The following is an 18,234-nucleotide window of genomic DNA, read 5'->3' as shown; positions in this document are numbered from 1 at the left end:
GTTGATGGCGGATGCTTTTCACGGGCACATCGTAAGCCGTCACATCCGCAACGTGCATTTTGTTGCGGCTTACGTTTTGTGCGTCAACCGCTAGATTCTCCGCCTTTCGCTACCATCGACTAGTTTTCACTTTAAAATTATTAAATTTTTTGCAAAAGCAAGAATAGCTAATTTCTTCTCCATAAGAGCAAAAATTTACAAATACTTTTTCCAAACTCTTATTTTAAAACTAAAAAACCCGACTATCATTATAGATAATCGGGATTTGAGCTTTAATTATAATAAATCCTCACGTAATTGCGCAGCTGATTTTGGAGATAACAGACCGAATGGAATATCGAGTACTGTTTTTGCCCCTTTGTCGCCCGCTTGGCTTAAACGGTGTGCTGCACGAGCATACGCTACAAGGACACTTGATGTGAAGTTTGGATTACTTTCAAGTTTTAATGAGAATTCTAGAATTTGTTTATCGTCAGCGCCACTTTCTCCACTGCGAATAACGAAACCACCATGTGGCATACCTGTATGATTTGCATTAAACTCTTCTTCAGAGATAAAGTTTACAGTTGTGTTATATTCATCGAAATAATTTGGCATTGTAACAATTTCTTGCTCTACTTTTGCCGAATCTGCTCCTTCTTCAAGCACTACCCAACATTCACGTGCATGTTTTTCACGAGTAGTAAGCTCTGGATTTTCACCATTTCGAACGCGCTCCACAGCATCTTTGATTGGTAATGTATATTGTACTGCATTTTTTACCCCTTCAATACGACGAATAGCATCCGAGTGACCTTGACTTAAGCCATCACCCCAGAATGTGTACGTTGTACCTACTGGTAATACAGCCTCACCTAAGACACGATTTAAAGAGAATAAACCTGGATCCCAACCTACGGAAATAACAGATACTTTACCAGATTTTTGAGCTGCAGCGTCAACCGCTTCGAAAAACTCTGGAATTTTCGCATGAGTATCAAAACTGTCAATTGTGTTAAACCATTGCGCAAAATGTGGTCCTTGTTCAGGTAAATCAGTAGCGGAGCCACCACATAAAATCATTACATCAATGTCATCTTGAAATTTCTCAGCATCATCTACTAAATATACGTTCGCGTTACTTGCAACGCTTACTGATGAAGGATCACGACGTGTGAAAACTGCTACTAATTCCATATCTGGATTTTGCGAAATAGCAAATTCTACACCGCGCCCTAAATTTCCATAACCTACAATACCTACTCGAATTGCACTCATTAAAATTCCTCCTCACGTTAACGTGACAATGTGAAACCTTTCACGTTAAATCTAATTACAATAATACTTTGAGTTAGAAAAATTCACAATAGTTTGAGTACGTGTTTTTCTCATGAAATTATATAAGTTTTCTATGATTTCTATACATAAATGGCATGAATACGGTTACAAATTACTAAAAAATATAACGAACCATTAAGTTTTCGTAAAAGGCTTGTAAATCAAGACTTTTTCCAACATAGGTCTTGTACAATATAAATAACGATAAAGGGGGCATGTTGAATGAAAGGTAATTGTTATTCACTATGTAAAACAGCGGTTTTTTTAAATCCCAAAGAACACGTAATTTTTGTTTCACCATTGAGGATTCCAGTCGAGGTAAAGCTAAGATATTCTACAAGCAAATACTTTAGAAATCAGCGAGCGAAGAGGAAAACACCTTGTCCTGCCAATATGCCTTTATCCGTCCCAATACATGAAGGAGATAGTAACAAAGCACATAACTTTTACTATAGTGAGAAACAAATAGCTCGCTGGTTCATTAAAAAAAGTGAGTACAATAAAGCACAATGCAAGTGTGCTTTTTGCTAAGTAGTGTTTATTGAATTTCTTGTGCTAATTGAAGAAGTCGTTTTTCATTTATAATGTGGTAGCCATTCTTCTTTTTTTCTAAAATGTTGTCCTCACAAAACTGAGCTAGCACGTAGAGCAAATGACGATAGGAAACCCCCAAATACTCACATATTTCCGTATGTTTTTCTTTATAAATACCTTTGTCAGATGACAACTGTATGAAAGCAGCTAACCGATTTTCCAATGGATATGCCTGATTTTGTGTATATTTTGATGTCATCTTGGACGCTTTTTCACCTAGAAATACACATAATCTACGTAAAAAGGGCGCATCGGCGAGTAACATTTCTTTACATGCCTGCGTGGCTATAGATAAACAAATCGTTTCAGTCACCGTCTGTATCCCCTTTGTATATCTCGCCTCGTTTAATAATTCAATTTCTCCCATAAAGCAAGGTGCTTCAATATATTCAATCAAAGAAACCTTCCCATTCTTATGCGTCACATACAGTTTTGCTTTGCCTTCCATCATATAGTACATCGTATCTGGAAAAGATCCTTCTTTAAAAATCCATTCTCCTTTTTCAAATTTGCATATTTCTATAAATGGATGAATATCAAAAGAAAAAAATTCATCAATTCGAAAGGTTTCTATATAGTAAGAACGTTCTTCACCTGTAAGTTTTTGCATTTTTTATTGACTCCTGTTCAAAATATGAGATATCTCACATTATTGTAGCGAGGAACGTGCTATTATTCAACATAGTTAAATGGAGGTACCAAATTTTATGAACAATCAACGATGGCTTTCTCAAAATTTCTTTGCATTTTTTTTTACTTGGGGCATTTTCTTACCTTATTGGACAGGTTGGCTAGTCGATGCGAAACACCTAACCGTATCGCAAGCGAGTGTCGTTATGGGCTGTGGTCTTTTGGCTCGTGCAACGTCAAATCTTTTTTTCTTTCCAAGCCTCGCAAAATACGTACACAATAAACGACTTATTACGGTTTTAGCAATCGGAGCACTGCTGACGGCTTTACTTTACATTCCAAGCACTAGCTTTACCGCACTTCTATTTGTAACTATTTTATTCAGTATTTTTTACCCCGCTCTACTACCTGCCGTGGAAAGCAGTGCAGCAACGCTAGTACAACATGGCAATGTACATTATGGTAAAAGTCGCTCTTACGGATCATTTGGCTTCGTTATAGCGGTACTTATTATTAGTATGTTAACAGGCGTTTTTGGTAAACAAATTATTTTTTGGAGTATGATCCTTGGCATCATCGGTATGTTATTAATGCAACAAATGGCTACCCCAAAAGAGTTACTGATTGTTCCAACGAAAGAACAACGAGCTCAATCGCTTTCGATGAAAACATTATGGCGCATTAAAGGTTTTCCGATTGTGTTATTTATTGTTATTTTATTACAAGGGGCACATGCTTCTTACTATAGCTATGGCTATATTTATTTAGAGGATTTACATGTTGATCCATTCTATATGGGGATGATTATTAACATTGCGGTTATTTGTGAAATATTATATTTCATGAAGGCTGATACACTGTTTACGAAATGGCGTTCATCCTCACTATTGCTACTAGCGGCAAGTGGATCGTCTTTACGTTGGTTACTCATCTTCCTATTCCCAAACGTTTGGGTATTTATCGGCTCACAAGTATTACACGCCCTATCATTTGCACTTGCACACTATGCATTTATCGGTTATTTAACGAGAAACTTACCGAAGGAACAAATTCCAAATGCACAAGGCATATACTCAGCACTTGCAATGGGATTAAGCACCGCCATTCTTACTTTTTTAGGCGGCTATTTATACGAGATATCGCCAGGTCTTGCCTTTGCCGCAATGCTTATTTGTACAGTACCGGCAATCGGCATTTTACTAGCTACTCGAAATAAATTACAGTTTTAATAAACAAGCAGGTGAAGAAAGACTATGTAATCTTTCTCCACCTGCTTTTCTATATCCTCATCTTGGATAATAAGAAAATCCGGGATATTTTACTACTGGCCATTTTTCCTTGCGTAAAGCATTGAGAAGTTCAGGACCAACATGTAAATTGCTCTTTACTAATTCAGACGGCGTAAGCGCCATCCATTGATTTAATGAAACATCCTGAAATCTATCGCTCTTAAATATTTCCAGGAACCATAACGTTTCATTACCGGTATTCTGAATGTAGTGTCCATTTGCAAATGGCACATATCCGACATCTCCCGCACGATAATCAAAAGTTCTTGCTGTCCCATTCCCTGCAAACACTGTCATGCGACCTGTTCCTTGAAGGTAATATTGCCATTCATCATTATTCGGATGCCAATGTAGCTCCCTCATCGCACCGGGCTCAATCTCGACAAGCGCCGCGGCAATAGCTTTGGAAATCGGAAAATTCGTGGAATCTACAATTCTCACACTGCCACCAGGTGTTTTAATTGGCGTTTGGGCAAGCAAACTATGTTTAAATGTTTGAGGAATTTTACCGTATGGGGACTGTACTTGCTGTGTTTCGATAGGTCCGGGGACTTTATCTTGATAAATGTACACTTGTTCTTTTGGTATATGATTAAAAGCACTCATCGGAACACCAAAATTAGATGACAGCACATCTTTCGGCGTATGTGCAAACCAGTCAGATATAGATAATGTATTAAGATCTGAAAAATGGCCATCGTCAAACACTAGTAGAAATTCACAGCCATCTTCAAGCCCTTGAATCGAATGAGGGATTCCTGGTGGGAAATACCATAAATCACCCGGCCCAACATCGGCGATAAAATTACGCCCATTCTGATCGACCGCTGTGATGCGCGCATGGCCAATAAGCATATAAGACCATTCTGCTTGTTGATGCCAATGAAGCTCGCGCACGCCACCTGGTGTCAAACTCATATTGACACCTGCCAACGTTGTGGCGATTGGCAAATCTCGCACAGTAATTTCTCGAGACCATCCCCCATTATTCAATGTCATATGTGTATCAGAAAAAGAAAATTTCAAGTTCGGTAAAAGGCCTGCATCTGTTATTGGTGGAACTAGCATATCTGGATTTTCTAAATCCCGCATAATATCTCGCGGCCCTTTATCCACCCCGCCCGCACCATCATTGCGAATAGGTTGCGGAACATAATAATAGCCCTCTGGCTTGTTATCCAACTATTCACCTCTTCATCAAGTAGTCGTTATATAAAATGTATGATGTATCATTTGTTTTATTCTTTTAATGTAAGGTTTAGCACTTGTATTGATTAAAAATACATAGCCCCACTTTTGACCAAAGCTAGTCAAAAGTAGGGCCGGTATTTGACCCTATATGTATTTGCATTCTAATAAATTACTCATTCATTCTATGATGAGTAAAGCCTCTAACTAAGAAAAGAATACCTACGATAAAGAAAATTAAACTGAAAAGAAACAACACGTAGCCCGAATCAAAAAATGAATGATAGAAAGCTTCCTTACTTGCATATGTTAAATTTGAGACTAGGATAGCCGTCACAATATATTGTGTTGAAATGCAAATAGCTGCGATAAGTAAAAACAGTGAACCTACAATTTTGTCTTCCATAATACACTCCCCTTTAATTTATAAAAAAGTTAATATTATCTTTATTAAAAACGATATAAACGAAATTTACAAAAAAGTTGAAATTTATCTGATTGTTCTTAAAATTAATTATATAACAACCATTAAACGGGAGGAATATATATGAAATTTCATCTTTTAACCACTTAATAGTTTTAAATTTTTATCATCGCTTTCCTTGTCGCCTCAGCTATTCAATTAACTAAAAGGCACCAAAATGCCAACACCACTATTCCATATAGAAGTATATTAATGAAAGGAGAAGAGGAATAGTATGTTTGCGAAAAAAAATTCAATTGTAACGATTGTTTCATTGTCTTTAATTTCAAATTCAGTTATTTTGCCATTTAACCTTAGTGAAGCTAAAGCGGTGGAAAATAAAACTATAGAAGATGCTACTGACAATGTAATATTTTCTGAACAACAGCTTGAAGAAGCTCAAATTATAACAGATCATGTATCTTACGAAAGAAAAAATGGTGTTGGTGTTTTTACACTTTCTAATATCGCAGAGATGGAGATAAAATTACAAAACATTAATTCTATTATTACTGCTGAGGAGATTAATTTAGCAATTGCTGACATAAATACTAAATTAGCTGAAGAAAACGGAAATGGTGAAACGACAGAATTACTAGTTAAATCTAGAAATCTTATTCAATATGGAACTGATACTGCACCACGTATCGTAAAAAGATCTTGTAGTAAATGGTTAGGGGGCTTAGGTCTTGCTCATGTTACAGCTACTACAGGAGCAGGTCTATTATTAGGTATTCCAGGACCAGTAGGTTGGACAGTTGGGACTGGTATTGCTGCGGCTTACTATTTGGGGGCACTTGCATGTCCAAACTAAAAATTTTTTTGAAAACATACCAGCTTTCTGTTAATTTTTCAACTATCTTTATATTTACATGTCTAACCATGTATCATATCACACGAACCATCTACCCTACTGTCATACTTTATATTCTAATGGTGTTAAACATATTTTCTTTTGAATATTTTTTTAGTCGTAAATACAATACTCCACAAAAAAGAGCTATTCCAGCGACATTATATTTTATATTAACTGGCATTCTATCCTACTTAGGTTTTTTGCAGATACTGGATAAGTAATTGTTGATACTAGCCAATTAATATATATGAAGAAAAGCGTTTTGCTTCGTTTTTTACGATACAAAACGCTTTTTTATATTCCTCTATTTGCACAGGGGATTCTTTTAGTCCATTTTTCTTAAATGCGACTTTGCCACTTGAACCATCATCTCTATCCCATATTGCAATTCTTCTCTCGTTGCATAGGCATATGACAGACGGATATGCTGTGTATCTTGCGCATCATAGATATAGCCAGGATTGATGAGGATATTTAACTGCAATAACTTCATAAAAAATGATTTATCTACGATCGGTGCATTGAATTTTAGCCATATATAGAAACCACCCTTTGGCTTTTCCCAACTCGCCATGTCTTTCAATTTTTCATGTAATAAGCTCTCAACAAAGTTTGCCCTCTGCTGAAGCTCGGAACGTAAGCCTTCAATATGGCGTTCGTACTTTCCCGATTGCAGCCAGTGCAACACAATTTCCTGTGAAATGGCACTTGAACCATAGTCTGTTTGCATTTTAATATCTGCTAACCGCTCAATCACAGTTGTTGGTCCAATTAACCAGCCAATGCGTAGTCCAGGACTAAGTGTTTTGGAAACACTACCAATGTATAAAACTTGCCCACTATCATCCATTGATTTTATTGCTGAAGATTCCTCTTGGAAAAGCAATTCATGATAGACATCGTCCTCAATAATCGGAATACGAGATTGTTTGCACGCCTCATAGAGTTCCTGTTTTTCTAGTGATGTCCACACGCCTCCAGTTGGATTATTTAAGGTAGGAACAGCATAAAAAACAGCCTGCCTTTTTCTTTTTTTATGCGCTAAAGTTTGGGCAAGCCCTTCATCTCGGTCGATCGCCATCATTTGCATCCCGACCGATTGGAAAGGATGAACTGAATTTAAATAGGACGTTTTTTCTTGAAATACAATGGAACCTTGCTCTAGCAGACCGACCGCAATGAGCTGCAATGCTTGTAATGCACCTGAAACGATGCAAACATTTTCAGGTTCAGCCTGTATGCCTCTTTTATGTACATATTGGCAAATGGCTTCGCGCAGACGCTTATTACCTTGAGGAGATGAATACCCTAAAGCTTTCGGATGTAGGGATAACTCCTTTAAGGATGCCTCCATTTCACTCGTTGGCAAAAGGCTTGGTGCAAGCTCTCCAGTTCCTAAGCGAATAATATCATCCCTTTGTTCATATTCGTTGATCAATTGAATGGTATGGTAGTTTGGCTTGTGAAGACTTGTTTCAATATAAGTTTGCCAATTTGGTTGTCTTTGTTTAATTAAGGAATGCCAGGAAGAGTTCGCTACATAAATACCTGAGCCTACTGTCGTTTCCAGTATGCCCGCTGCCTTTAATTCCTCCAATGCCTGCTGAATAGTACTTCTGTTAACCCCTAATTGCATCGCAAGTTGTCTTTGCGTTGGTAACTTCGTACCTGCAACCCAATCCCCTCGCTCAATGCGCTCTGATATCCAAGTCACAATTTGTTGTTGTAAAGTACGATCCCCTTGTCTAGTTGGTTGCCAGTTCATGTTTTCACCTCGTAAATTGGGTGGGTGAAATACCATCCAATTGGTCGTTTTCTTTTAGTTATAACATAGGTAGAATGTGTAATGGAAGGAGGGATTGTCATTGGAGGCATTTCTGCATGGTATGATATTAGCATTTGGACTTATTTTACCTTTAGGTGTGCAAAACGTCTTTGTCTTTTCGCAAGGCGCTACGCAACAGCGTTTTGTACTTGCCTTACCCGCTAGCATTACAGCTGCATTGTGCGATACTTTATTGATTTTGCTTGCTGTTTTTGGTTTATCCGTTATTGTATTGCAATTCGAGTGGCTACGTATCGCCTTAATGTGCGTGGGAATTGTTTTCCTATTATATATGGGCTATAGCATTTGGCGCTCAAATCCGACAACCAGCGAAAAGAACGAAGCACTGCCTGTTAAAAAACAAATTTTATTTGCGCTATCAGTATCCTTATTAAATCCACATGCCATCTTAGACACAATCGGTGTTATTGGTACGAGCGCCTTAAAATATACTGGCACACAACAAGTACTCTTTACTGCAGCCTGTGTACTGATTTCTTGGCTATGGTTTTTTGGCCTCACATTGGCGGGTGCATCTTTTAAAAAGCTTGATAACTCTGGCAAGCTAATGAATATTTTCAATAAATGTTCAGCAATCTTCATTTGGGCAACCGCTATTTATTTACTTAGTGGTTTATTTTAATCAAGTACATAATGTAGATTACATTGATTTATCAACGTTTTGAGTTTTATGTATTACGTTTTAATAAGCTTATCTTTAAATATCGTTATTCATATTTGCAATGATGGTTGCTCCAAGTCGCCTTTTATAATTCTTTAATTTTCATTAAGACCACCCGATATGGAGTGGTCTTAATGTTTAAAAAACCTCTAATTTATAGTAATTTTTCTATAATTTTCAAATGAGTTTCAATCCTAGTAATAGCTATTCTGTATAGTCAGCTTTTTAATGCAAATTTCCCCTTTGTGCTCACGTTATTAATAAAATAGCTATAGCTGTAGCGAGTGCTAACAAAAGAATTTTTTATTTTAATGAATCAAAAAAACCCAATTTCAAAATTAAATTGGGTTTTTCTTTAGTTAAATTTCTATAAAAAATCATTGGGACAAACATTACCCTCATTTATCATTTCCATTTACACTCTCTGTTAAGGCTAAAGCTCGATAAGTCATTATACTTCCTACCGTTAGTATAGTTAATAATAGCAATGACATTTGAAATGTTCGTAGTCGCGAAAAGACTTTATTATTGAATCATAATAAGTATTAATTTTATTTTTACTTAAAATTCCTTCTCTTGCTTTTGAAGATAAAAGATCTAAAATAGAAACGTATTCAAATGGTATAACATAACTATCCTTTAATAAATCAAGTAATTTTAACTTAACGGAGTCCGAATTTAAACCATAACGCTTGAATGCGTACAAGTATTTCAAAAATATATGGGGTATATGGTTTTCAAAATAATATGGCTACTTTGTAGGTGCCTGATAAATAGGGAAATCATGAATCGTCGTATTTTAGAAGTTAGTTTTAACCAATCGGTACATCCATGGTTGGTTTTCGTCTCTACACATTCCACAAAACACAGATATAGCGGAACGAAGGGCGGATATCCCAACAATCACCAAATAGTCTGGCCATATATCGCAGTTACTCATTACCTTCTATATATCGAAAATCTAGAAGTAACTTTCGAAAATTTATGATATTGAATCATGTAAAAGTTTTAATAAATTATATGTATTAATCTCTTGGAGATTATTACAATTATTATTTTCATCTTTTGCTCTATAACTTTTCTTTAAATAATAGTTAATTATTCCAATACTTGGTTTTTCTCCGTTCAACTCTAAAAAATAACTAATGAAAAGAGCAATTGTTCCACTAAAATGTGCACAAGAAATACTTGTTCCATAACTTATAGTAAAGCCCTGCGGGAGGCCCAAATTTTTTCTTAAAGGATCTATGTTTTTTAAATGTTTTGGATAGGTTGTAATGATAACTTGCGTAGGATCATTAGTATCAAAAAACCATTCCCCACCCGGAGCAAGCAAACATTTATCACTGTAATTTGAATATGTTGAGAGTTCACCTAATTTATTGCTAGCTGCAACTATGTAAACGCTGGGGTTAAACCCTAACATATGTAATTCTGGGTGGCCATCTAAATTAATTTTAGTGTTACCTGCAGAAGTAATAATTAATATATTTTTATTAGTGGCCTCTTCTATCAATTGATTAATAATATTCAGTAAATTGGTATCATTAGTTTTTAGAAACATTGAAAGACTTATATTTATTACATCTACATTACAACTTATTGCATATTTGAATGCTTGTAAGAAGAGTCTTAATTTAAACTTTTTATTATCCGTTATTTTGCAAATAATCAAAGAAATATTGGGGGCTACACCCGTTAAAATCCCATTTCCACAAATAATTCCAGCAACCATAGTTCCATGACCATCGTAGTCCATTATATTTGTATGTTCACCTACAAAACTTCTCGAATTTTGAAAGTCTATGTTAGAAAGTAGATTTTCATGAGTATAGTCTATTCCACTATCGATAATAGCCACTTTAATTTCAGAACTTCCTTTAGAAAAATTATAAACTTCCCCATTTTTTGTTAACTTAGAAATATTCCACTGGTATTTGAACAGTGTACTATTATCAGACATTATTTGTCTCAAAAAAGAGTTGTATTTTACGGGAAAGTTCTTGCTTTTCCTCTCGATTTCTTATATTTGCGTTTAAAATTATCTTGGATAGTTCTGAGTTTTCCTCGAATATTCGCTTGTTTTTGTCATATAAATCCTTTATTTCTGGATTATATTTTGACAACTTGTCAACTCTTATATTTATTTTCCTTTGTGGAGTTCCATAGCCCAATGCAACATATGCATTTATTATCAAATCAACGATTATATCAAAGATTATAAACATATTCTAACACTCACCTCATAATTAGTTATATTAACGTTTGTCATTACTAGTTCTAGACGTACTTCTTATTTCAGTGGCTCGTTAAAAGATTTAATTTAAGTGTTGTCATATGGGCATCCTCTTATAAATTAGTTAATAGCTTGAGTTTCTACAAATAAAGCATATTTTTTATGAGTTTCTAATAATTCTTGATGTAATCCAATTCCTGTTATTTCCCCATTATCTAAGAATATAATCTGATCTGCATTTTTAATGGTAGATAATCTATGGGCAATTACTATAGTGGTTCTACTTTTCATCAATTTCTTTAAAGCATCTTGTACTAATTGTTCGCTTTCACTATCAAGACTAGCTGTCGCTTCATCTAATAAAAGAAGATTAGGATCACGTAAAAAAGCCCTACCAATAGCAATTCTTTGTCTTTGCCCACCAGATAGTTTTATACCCCTTTCACCTACAAGAGTATTAAAGCCATCTGGAAATTTTTTTATAAATTCATATGCATTTGCAAGTTTAGCATACTGTATTATTTTTTTATCATCTACATCTTCTACTCCATACATTAAATTTTCTTTAATAGTGCCATTTATCATAGCGCTCTCTTGCATAACATAACCAATAACATTACGCCATTCTTTTAATCCATAGTCTGAAATAGAAACTCCACCATAATAAATAGTGCCAACTTGTGGTTCATACATACGTTCTATTAAATAAAAGAGTGAAGATTTTCCTGATCCTGAAGGTCCGACTATAGCTGTAGTTTTATTTTCAGGAATCATAATATTTATATTTTTTAATACATTAACTTTTCCATCGTAACTAAAGCTTAAATTTTTTATTAATAATTTAGAATCTACATCATTTATAGGGATATTTGAGTTATATATTGCTTCTTTGGGCATAATGTATATTTCATACAATCTCTCTGTAGATCCTATAGTTTTTTTATAATCAGTATAGAATGAGGATAAAGATGCTATAGGAGTTATTGATTGAATTAAGTAAAAGAGTATAGCAACAAATGTACCTGCAGAAATTTCCCCATTAGATACTCTCAAACCACCATACCCTATTATTATTAAAAGCATTAGCATCATTGTACCTGTTACAATTGGCGATACGATTGCTTGAATTTTGGCTTCCTTTAAATTCAAATTAAATAGTTCAAATAATTTTCTTTCCCCATTTTTAAACTCTTTCGTTTCAGCACTATAACTTTTGACAAGCCTTATTTCAGTAAGGACCCGATTTAAAAAACCAATAAAATTAGCAGTTTCATTTTGCAAATTGAGAGATACTTTATAAGTGAGGTTCCCTATAGGTAATATTACAAATAAAGTAACTGGAATAATTGATAACATTGCTAATGTTAGTTTCCAATCTAGTACAATTAACATTGTTACTGAACCAACTATAATAATAATTTGCGAAAGTACATTAGGGATTTTCTCTGAAATAAAACTATTCATATTTTCAATATCATCTGTTAATCTACTTATTGTTTGTCCGCTGTCATTACTATCAAAATATGAAATTGGGAGTCCTAAAATGTGTTCCCACATTTTGCTTCTAATACAATATATTGCATTACCTCCTATATATTTCAGCATATAAAAAGAAACTCCGCTTAGAATGGAGTTAAAAATAAAAAATACAATTAAATATACAACCCAGCTCCATTTAATATTATCAATTGAAAAATCATCAATTATAGTTTTTGTGATAATTGGGAGTACTAAATTTATGAAAGAGGAAAGTATAGATAAGGTAATACTAATAATAATTATTTTCTTTGGCCAATTAACTAATTTAAGTAAGACTATAAGGTGATTTTTTTTCAATTTTTTAATGTCCTTTCTCTTAATCGCTCATTAAAAAAAGCCTTTCCCATTTGGTGAAAGATTTTCTTCCGATGTAATACAAAAGAACTAAATATATTCCAGAATTCCCAGTCAGTAGCCCTGTCTTATTAAATTTGTATTTTTCATTTTCAAATTTTTCTATATCCTTAAAGCCAAATTTTGATTTTTCATCATAACTTTTAATAAGTTCTTCTATAAAAAAACTTTCCATTTCTTCAAAAATAGGAAGTTTCGTATCTTCATTCATTATTATAATTAAATGTAATAATCCTGCTATTCCATGACAATAGCTAGGAGATATCAAATTATAATTGTTTTTATGTTTATTTACAGTATTAAAGAATTCCAATGAAAACTCTTTTAAATAGCTATTGTTTAAGGCTGCCCCTGTTTTCCATATAGTTCTAGCTATAGATAAGTCCCCATAACACCAACTAAAGTTAAGACAATCGCATTTCAAATATTTTCCATAATCATATTTTTCTAATGGAATCTTTTTTTCCCAATAAGATGTATCTTCATTTTTAGTTAAATTATGAATTAACCAATCAGTTATAAAGTATATTGCTTTTTCCAACTCTTTTTTATTGGTATAAACATCTAAAGATAAAGTCAATACTGCAAGAACTCCAGTAATACCATGAGATATACCAACATTAAAATTCCCTTGAGGAAATGCTTTTAATTCACTCTCAATAAATTGATTTTTTTGAGGAATGTACCAATTGGGTATTTCAAGATATTTAAATCTATGATTTCCACATAATTGAATTAAATATCCTATAGATTCATTAAAGAGAATTTCAAAATCATCATCATATTTTTTTGCTTCTAATAAGTAGACGACAATTCCAGATATCCCTTCTATTAAATCGTAATCGGGCATATGAACATCATGATTAATTAGATTTCGTTTTGCTACTTTAAGCTTTTCTTTTATTAGTTTTTTAAGAATACTGTTACATTCATTAAGTAGGCTAACATACCTTGTATTATTTTTTGAAACCGCTTGAATTGCCATACATATTCCTGTTAGACCAGTCCACAATCCTGGATTATCAATTTTAGAAATTCGCTGCCTATTAATACCTAATTTTAGTATTTCGTGTGAATAAGAGGAAAAATTATCTTTAGGGAAAATATAATCCATCTCACCAAGCAAAAAACAGTTGCTTAACAAACCATGATTCAAATCATAATAACTAAAATTATAAAACCATTCTTGAATTTTTTGAGGAAACTTTTTCGAGTCATTTGTTATATATGTTATTAAATCTTGTAGATTTTCAAAGTGATTAGCATAAACAATTGCTTTTTCTTCTATATTTGATTTATTTAGCATAATTGATCACCTTTTCTTATCTCTCATATAATCTTCTTTTTTCATGAAATATAGAAAGTTCATTACTCTTTGTTCACGTTCTGAATGTATACCATATCTATTCAAGTGCATATGCAAAAATGATAAAACAATTTGATTGTAATATTCTTTATTAGAGTGAATTTGTAAATATTTTTTCGAATAATCTTGTATTAATTTATTTAAATCGTTAACATCGCTTGATATAGTAAAATTAATTTCTTTAACAACCTCAAGATATATATTTTTATTATCTTTAAATAGTTTACGATAATCTTTATAGTATTTTTTATCGATACTCATATTCTTCTCTAACCATTTGAAACTACATTCATTACCTAAATAAGACTTCAACAAAATATCTAATGTTATTAATGAATAATACTCCAATTCAGTTTTAGATTTTTTAATAGCTGGTAATAAATTTAATATCAACAGACTATCCTTGCAAAAGATATTTTCAGCATATTTTATTAAAGATTGCCCTCCATATCTTTCAATTTCACGATTATATCCATCAAATGTTGCATTTATGATTAATTTTTTTCCCCGAAGTATATTAATCATTTCATTAATTCTTTCAATTATTGTTAATAGTTGATTTCCCATCTTAATTCTAAGTCTTATATGTGGATAAGGATCAGCATATCTAATGAAATAAAAATGATTTTCCAGTTTATTTTTTTGAATAAAGTCTGAAATATAATAAATAAGTAGATCATTACCTAAATTATTAGGATGATACAATTTTAAGTATAACCACTCATTTCCTAAATCTTTAAATCTGTTTTCTTTTGAATAGTAAGAAAGTGGACGTTGATTTAATACTTGAGATTTATTTGTATTATCTAAAAATGAGCTGCAAATAATTTCATTTACATATTGGGTATGTTTATCAGATAAAACACTAGTATTTATCATCTCATCTGCATCCATAAATTGAAAAACTCTCTTTTTTGATAATTCATTAATGAATAACTCAAACATACTTTCAGAGTGCGTATCTATAAATATATAATTATCAAAATCAATAATTTTGATAAATCTAGGTACTTTATATATAGTGAAAAAGTTTTGAACCAGTTTTGAAAGTGTTTGTATGTCTCTAAAAGATTCTTTTCGTATATCAATATTCCATAATTTGTTTTGTATAACTAAATTCCCGCTTTTTAACTTTGGTAGATATGGGAACCCCTCAAATTCTCCCCAATTAAATGGAATAATTGTTGCTCTCTTATAAGCAGCTAAATCTAATAAAAATCTATAGACATTAGGCATTCCAAATTGGTGATTTGCCATATGCGAAGTCATAGGGAATATTAATTTATCCTTTGATTTTGAAATTAAGTGAAATTGCGCTCCATCACTATAAATATAGATATCATCAATATCGATAGAGTTTTTAGAGGGATTTGTAGTAGAAGCAATCGAAATTTCATAATTAAATTTATTAGAAGCACTCATCACATTAGTTGATTTCCCTCTAATAGGTTGAATATTGATATTTGTCAATTCCTCGTTTAATTGAAGACTACTCTCTCTATCATATATTTCTGTATTAATAACTTCTTGTTGTACAGGAAATATATCAAGAAATCTACCCATAGTTTTACCTGCGAATATGGAAGCAATATTACCAGAAGGGTAAATCGTATAGTTATTATTGCTAAGCTCTTTACTAGATTCAGCGTATATTGAAAAATATAAGTCTAGGCTAGTAGAAGGAATATCTTTAATATCCGGAGGGGTATTATTAAGATATTCTGTTATATCTAATTCGTTCTCCTCTTAATAAAGATTCATATAAAATCTGTTTTAAAAATAAATTATTATCTTCTATTTTTTGTTTGCAATAGTCGTATTCTAACAAACCTACAGGATTTGTATATGTAGGAGGAGGACCTAGCTCAGTTTTATCCTCTAACAAATCTTTTACCGATACGGCATTATATACTCCATAATAATCAATGAATTTCCTTTGATAGTAGTCCATGTAGTCTCTGTTTGAATCGGTTATGCTGGATAATTTAATGATAGTTTTACTAAGTTTTTCCAAATCGTTTTTCAGAGAATTATTTAACACAACTTCTTGAGGATAATAAGAATCTATATGTATATATTCAGTAGCTTCTTCAATTTTTTTCATGTAATTTTCTATTGAATTTAAATTTCTGTAGTTAAAATTCAAATTATTCAGTGAATTAATCCTAGTCATTATTCTGTTTAAAATATCAGAATAAAAATGATTCCCATTTTCTAATTTTACTAGCTTTTCATGTAAATAATATATAGGGTCATCTATTGAATTCGAAAATTTTAACTCAGATATCAAAAAATCCTTTTTTATTAGCTCTAGAATATAATCAAGTACCTTAGATTCTGAAATCTCATTATTAGTTGCCTCATTTAAAATTTTTAAGAAGTCACTAACCTTATTCTCTTCTTCAAAATTGCTGAGTACGAAATTAAGTAAATTACTTTTTTTAAGAGAAACTTCTTCTACTGAGTGATTTTCTTTATTAGCACCATCTGTAAAATAACTCAGATAATATTTGTCTGATATTTCTATCAATAACTTATTACTTTTAAGAACCAAGTTTTTTAAGATTTCTCGATCATTTTCAATCTTTGAAATAAATTTATAAATCCACTCGTGACTAATTCTAATTTTATACTTTTGTTTACTTGTATCTAATGTTATAGAATAATTACCGTCTTTTTTAAATACACCCATACCGACATTAGAAAAGGTACTAAAAGGAGTAGGGCGAGAGAACATTCTTATATAATATTTTAATAAAGAAAAGTATATACTTTTTATGTCTTTTGCTTCTTTCTTATTTAAATTAATGCATGCTTTATATAATTGCGGACTAGCTGTTCTAATGGCAGTTTTAAATTTTTTATTTCTAAGCATTTTATTAATTCGTTCTTTTTTCTCAACATTTTCTTTATCAAATAAATAAATCATTTCAATTGCATCTAGGCCTAAGCTTGGGAATCGAAACATAAAGTTTTTTAATATATATGGCTTTCCCTGTTTCATAAGCTCACACTCTCTGTTTTGCTAGTATTAAGAAGATAGTTTGAATTATATTAAATAATAATTTTATTACCCACAGAAAATTGTACAAGCACTTGTGCAATTACAAGTACAAGAAGCTTTACAAGTCACTCTAGTTACAATTGTTCTGATGGGAGTCACAGTATTAAGATCTCCATCCATTTCCATAGAGCTATTGTCCACTTCGAAATCTAAATTAAAATCATTTTCATTAAAGTTTAAGATTTTTTCCATATCATATTCCTCCATTTAATATTTATTTCTCGTAATGGTTGACGTGTAATTAACGTTTCGCCTCACTATAATATCGGCTTTAATCAAGCCTCATTCAAAATTGGAAGAGCTGTTTGAACAACGCTGAGTGAATCGATATATTAAACTGGACGCGCAATGCAAAATTTGGATTTATAAGAAAGGACTAGCTCTTTCCTATAACTCTACATCCAAATAAAAGCTTCTAACAAATTAATTGGAATACAAAAGTGAAGAACTACACGAAAAGTAATCTAAAAGCAGGCCGTTCAATCAAAGCACCTATACTAGGATGCCTTTTTTCTGAATAGCTATATAATAATTGCCCTTTAGTTGCTGTTATTTGTCCCGTCATTATTTTAAACAAAGTTGATTTCCCTGCCCCATTTTTACCAATAACAGCACAAATTTCGCTGGCATTTATTTTAAAGCTGATGTTAGAATAACATTCTCTTTATATTCCTTACTTATATTTTCTACTTTTATTAATTTGAAAGACATTCTACTCACCCTCTTTGAAAATGAATATTATTTTTACAATTAGTATAAAATGCCTTTTGCAATATGGAAAGTATCTATTTTTTGAATATTTTGTGAACTAAAATGATATTATTTGTAGGA

General features: G+C 32.4%; 15 protein-coding genes. 3 read left to right on the top strand and 12 right to left on the bottom strand.

The genetic code is table 11. The features are described from left to right. Positions 1-276: 276 nt before the first annotated feature. A complete protein-coding gene (locus tag ACQKNX_RS05380; protein WP_427427928.1) occupies positions 277-1,257 on the bottom strand; it encodes a diaminopimelate dehydrogenase in 981 nt (326 codons plus the stop codon). 598 nt (positions 1,258-1,855) lie between these two features. Further along, entirely contained in the window at positions 1,856-2,521 is a 666-nt protein-coding gene (gene yeiL / locus ACQKNX_RS05375; protein WP_427427927.1) for a transcriptional regulator YeiL, read from the bottom strand. A 97-nt stretch (positions 2,522-2,618) separates the two neighbouring features. On the opposite strand from yeiL, the gene ACQKNX_RS05370 reads away from it, so the two are divergent. After that, positions 2,619-3,770, top strand: coding sequence for an MFS transporter (locus ACQKNX_RS05370; RefSeq protein WP_427427926.1), 1,152 nt, complete (start codon positions 2,619-2,621; stop codon positions 3,768-3,770). A gap of 57 nt (positions 3,771-3,827) precedes the next feature. Here the strand turns inward: ACQKNX_RS05370 and ACQKNX_RS05365 are convergent, their stop codons facing one another. Both ACQKNX_RS05365 and ACQKNX_RS05360 read right to left on the bottom strand, forming a co-directional pair. Beyond that, positions 3,828-5,012, bottom strand: a complete 1,185-nt coding sequence (locus tag ACQKNX_RS05365) for an oxalate decarboxylase family bicupin (protein ID WP_427427925.1) — start codon at positions 5,010-5,012, stop codon at positions 3,828-3,830. Between the two features lie 178 nt (positions 5,013-5,190). Further along, positions 5,191-5,424 carry a hypothetical protein gene (locus ACQKNX_RS05360; protein ID WP_427427924.1) on the bottom strand — a complete coding sequence of 78 codons (234 nt, stop codon included), beginning with the start codon at positions 5,422-5,424 and terminating at the stop codon, positions 5,191-5,193. Positions 5,425-5,716: 292 nt separating this feature from the next. Between ACQKNX_RS05360 and ACQKNX_RS05355 the strand changes: the two genes are divergently transcribed. After that, the gene (locus ACQKNX_RS05355; protein ID WP_427427923.1) at positions 5,717-6,295 is read left to right on the top strand and encodes a hypothetical protein; all 579 of its coding nucleotides are present in this window, start codon (positions 5,717-5,719) and stop codon (positions 6,293-6,295) included. 367 nt (positions 6,296-6,662) lie between these two features. Here ACQKNX_RS05355 and ACQKNX_RS05350 read toward each other — a convergent pair whose 3' ends face one another. After that, positions 6,663-8,102 carry a PLP-dependent aminotransferase family protein gene (locus ACQKNX_RS05350; protein ID WP_427427922.1) on the bottom strand — a complete coding sequence of 480 codons (1,440 nt, stop codon included), beginning with the start codon at positions 8,100-8,102 and terminating at the stop codon, positions 6,663-6,665. 100 nt (positions 8,103-8,202) lie between these two features. Between ACQKNX_RS05350 and ACQKNX_RS05345 the strand changes: the two genes are divergently transcribed. Next, a complete protein-coding gene (locus ACQKNX_RS05345) occupies positions 8,203-8,805 on the top strand; it encodes a LysE/ArgO family amino acid transporter (RefSeq protein ID WP_427427921.1) in 603 nt (200 codons plus the stop codon). A 1,021-nt stretch (positions 8,806-9,826) separates the two neighbouring features. Here the strand turns inward: ACQKNX_RS05345 and ACQKNX_RS05340 are convergent. The 7 genes from ACQKNX_RS05340 to ACQKNX_RS05310 all read right to left on the bottom strand — a co-directional run bounded on the left by ACQKNX_RS05340 (position 9,827) and on the right by ACQKNX_RS05310 (position 18,049). Continuing rightward, the gene (locus ACQKNX_RS05340; protein WP_427427920.1) at positions 9,827-10,807 is read right to left on the bottom strand and encodes a S8 family peptidase; all 981 of its coding nucleotides are present in this window, start codon (positions 10,805-10,807) and stop codon (positions 9,827-9,829) included. Positions 10,808-11,200: 393 nt separating this feature from the next. Continuing rightward, complete coding sequence (locus tag ACQKNX_RS05335; RefSeq protein WP_427427919.1) at positions 11,201-12,916, bottom strand: ABC transporter ATP-binding protein; 1,716 nt, start codon at positions 12,914-12,916, stop codon at positions 11,201-11,203. Positions 12,917-12,935: 19 nt separating this feature from the next. Continuing rightward, positions 12,936-14,279 (bottom strand): lanthionine synthetase C family protein, encoded by a 1,344-nt coding sequence (locus tag ACQKNX_RS05330; RefSeq protein ID WP_427427918.1) that lies wholly within the window; start codon positions 14,277-14,279, stop codon positions 12,936-12,938. Between the two features lie 6 nt (positions 14,280-14,285). Further along, complete coding sequence (locus ACQKNX_RS05325) at positions 14,286-16,025, bottom strand: thiopeptide-type bacteriocin biosynthesis protein (protein ID WP_427428267.1); 1,740 nt, start codon at positions 16,023-16,025, stop codon at positions 14,286-14,288. Positions 16,026-16,050: 25 nt separating this feature from the next. Continuing rightward, complete coding sequence (locus ACQKNX_RS05320; protein ID WP_427427917.1) at positions 16,051-17,343, bottom strand: lantibiotic dehydratase; 1,293 nt, start codon at positions 17,341-17,343, stop codon at positions 16,051-16,053. A 66-nt stretch (positions 17,344-17,409) separates the two neighbouring features. Beyond that, entirely contained in the window at positions 17,410-17,595 is a 186-nt protein-coding gene (locus tag ACQKNX_RS05315; RefSeq protein WP_427427916.1) for an FDLD family class I lanthipeptide, read from the bottom strand. A 256-nt stretch (positions 17,596-17,851) separates the two neighbouring features. Continuing rightward, positions 17,852-18,049 carry an ATP-binding cassette domain-containing protein gene (locus ACQKNX_RS05310; RefSeq protein WP_427428266.1) on the bottom strand — a complete coding sequence of 66 codons (198 nt, stop codon included), beginning with the start codon at positions 18,047-18,049 and terminating at the stop codon, positions 17,852-17,854. Positions 18,050-18,234 lie beyond the last annotated feature (185 nt).

The sequence above is a fragment of the Lysinibacillus sp. NPDC093712 genome (assembly GCF_050280025.1).
Lineage (GTDB): Bacteria > Bacillota > Bacilli > Bacillales_A > Planococcaceae > Lysinibacillus.
The sequence above is the reverse complement of the archived record's forward strand: the minus strand, read 5'-3'. Positions and strand labels throughout refer to the sequence as shown.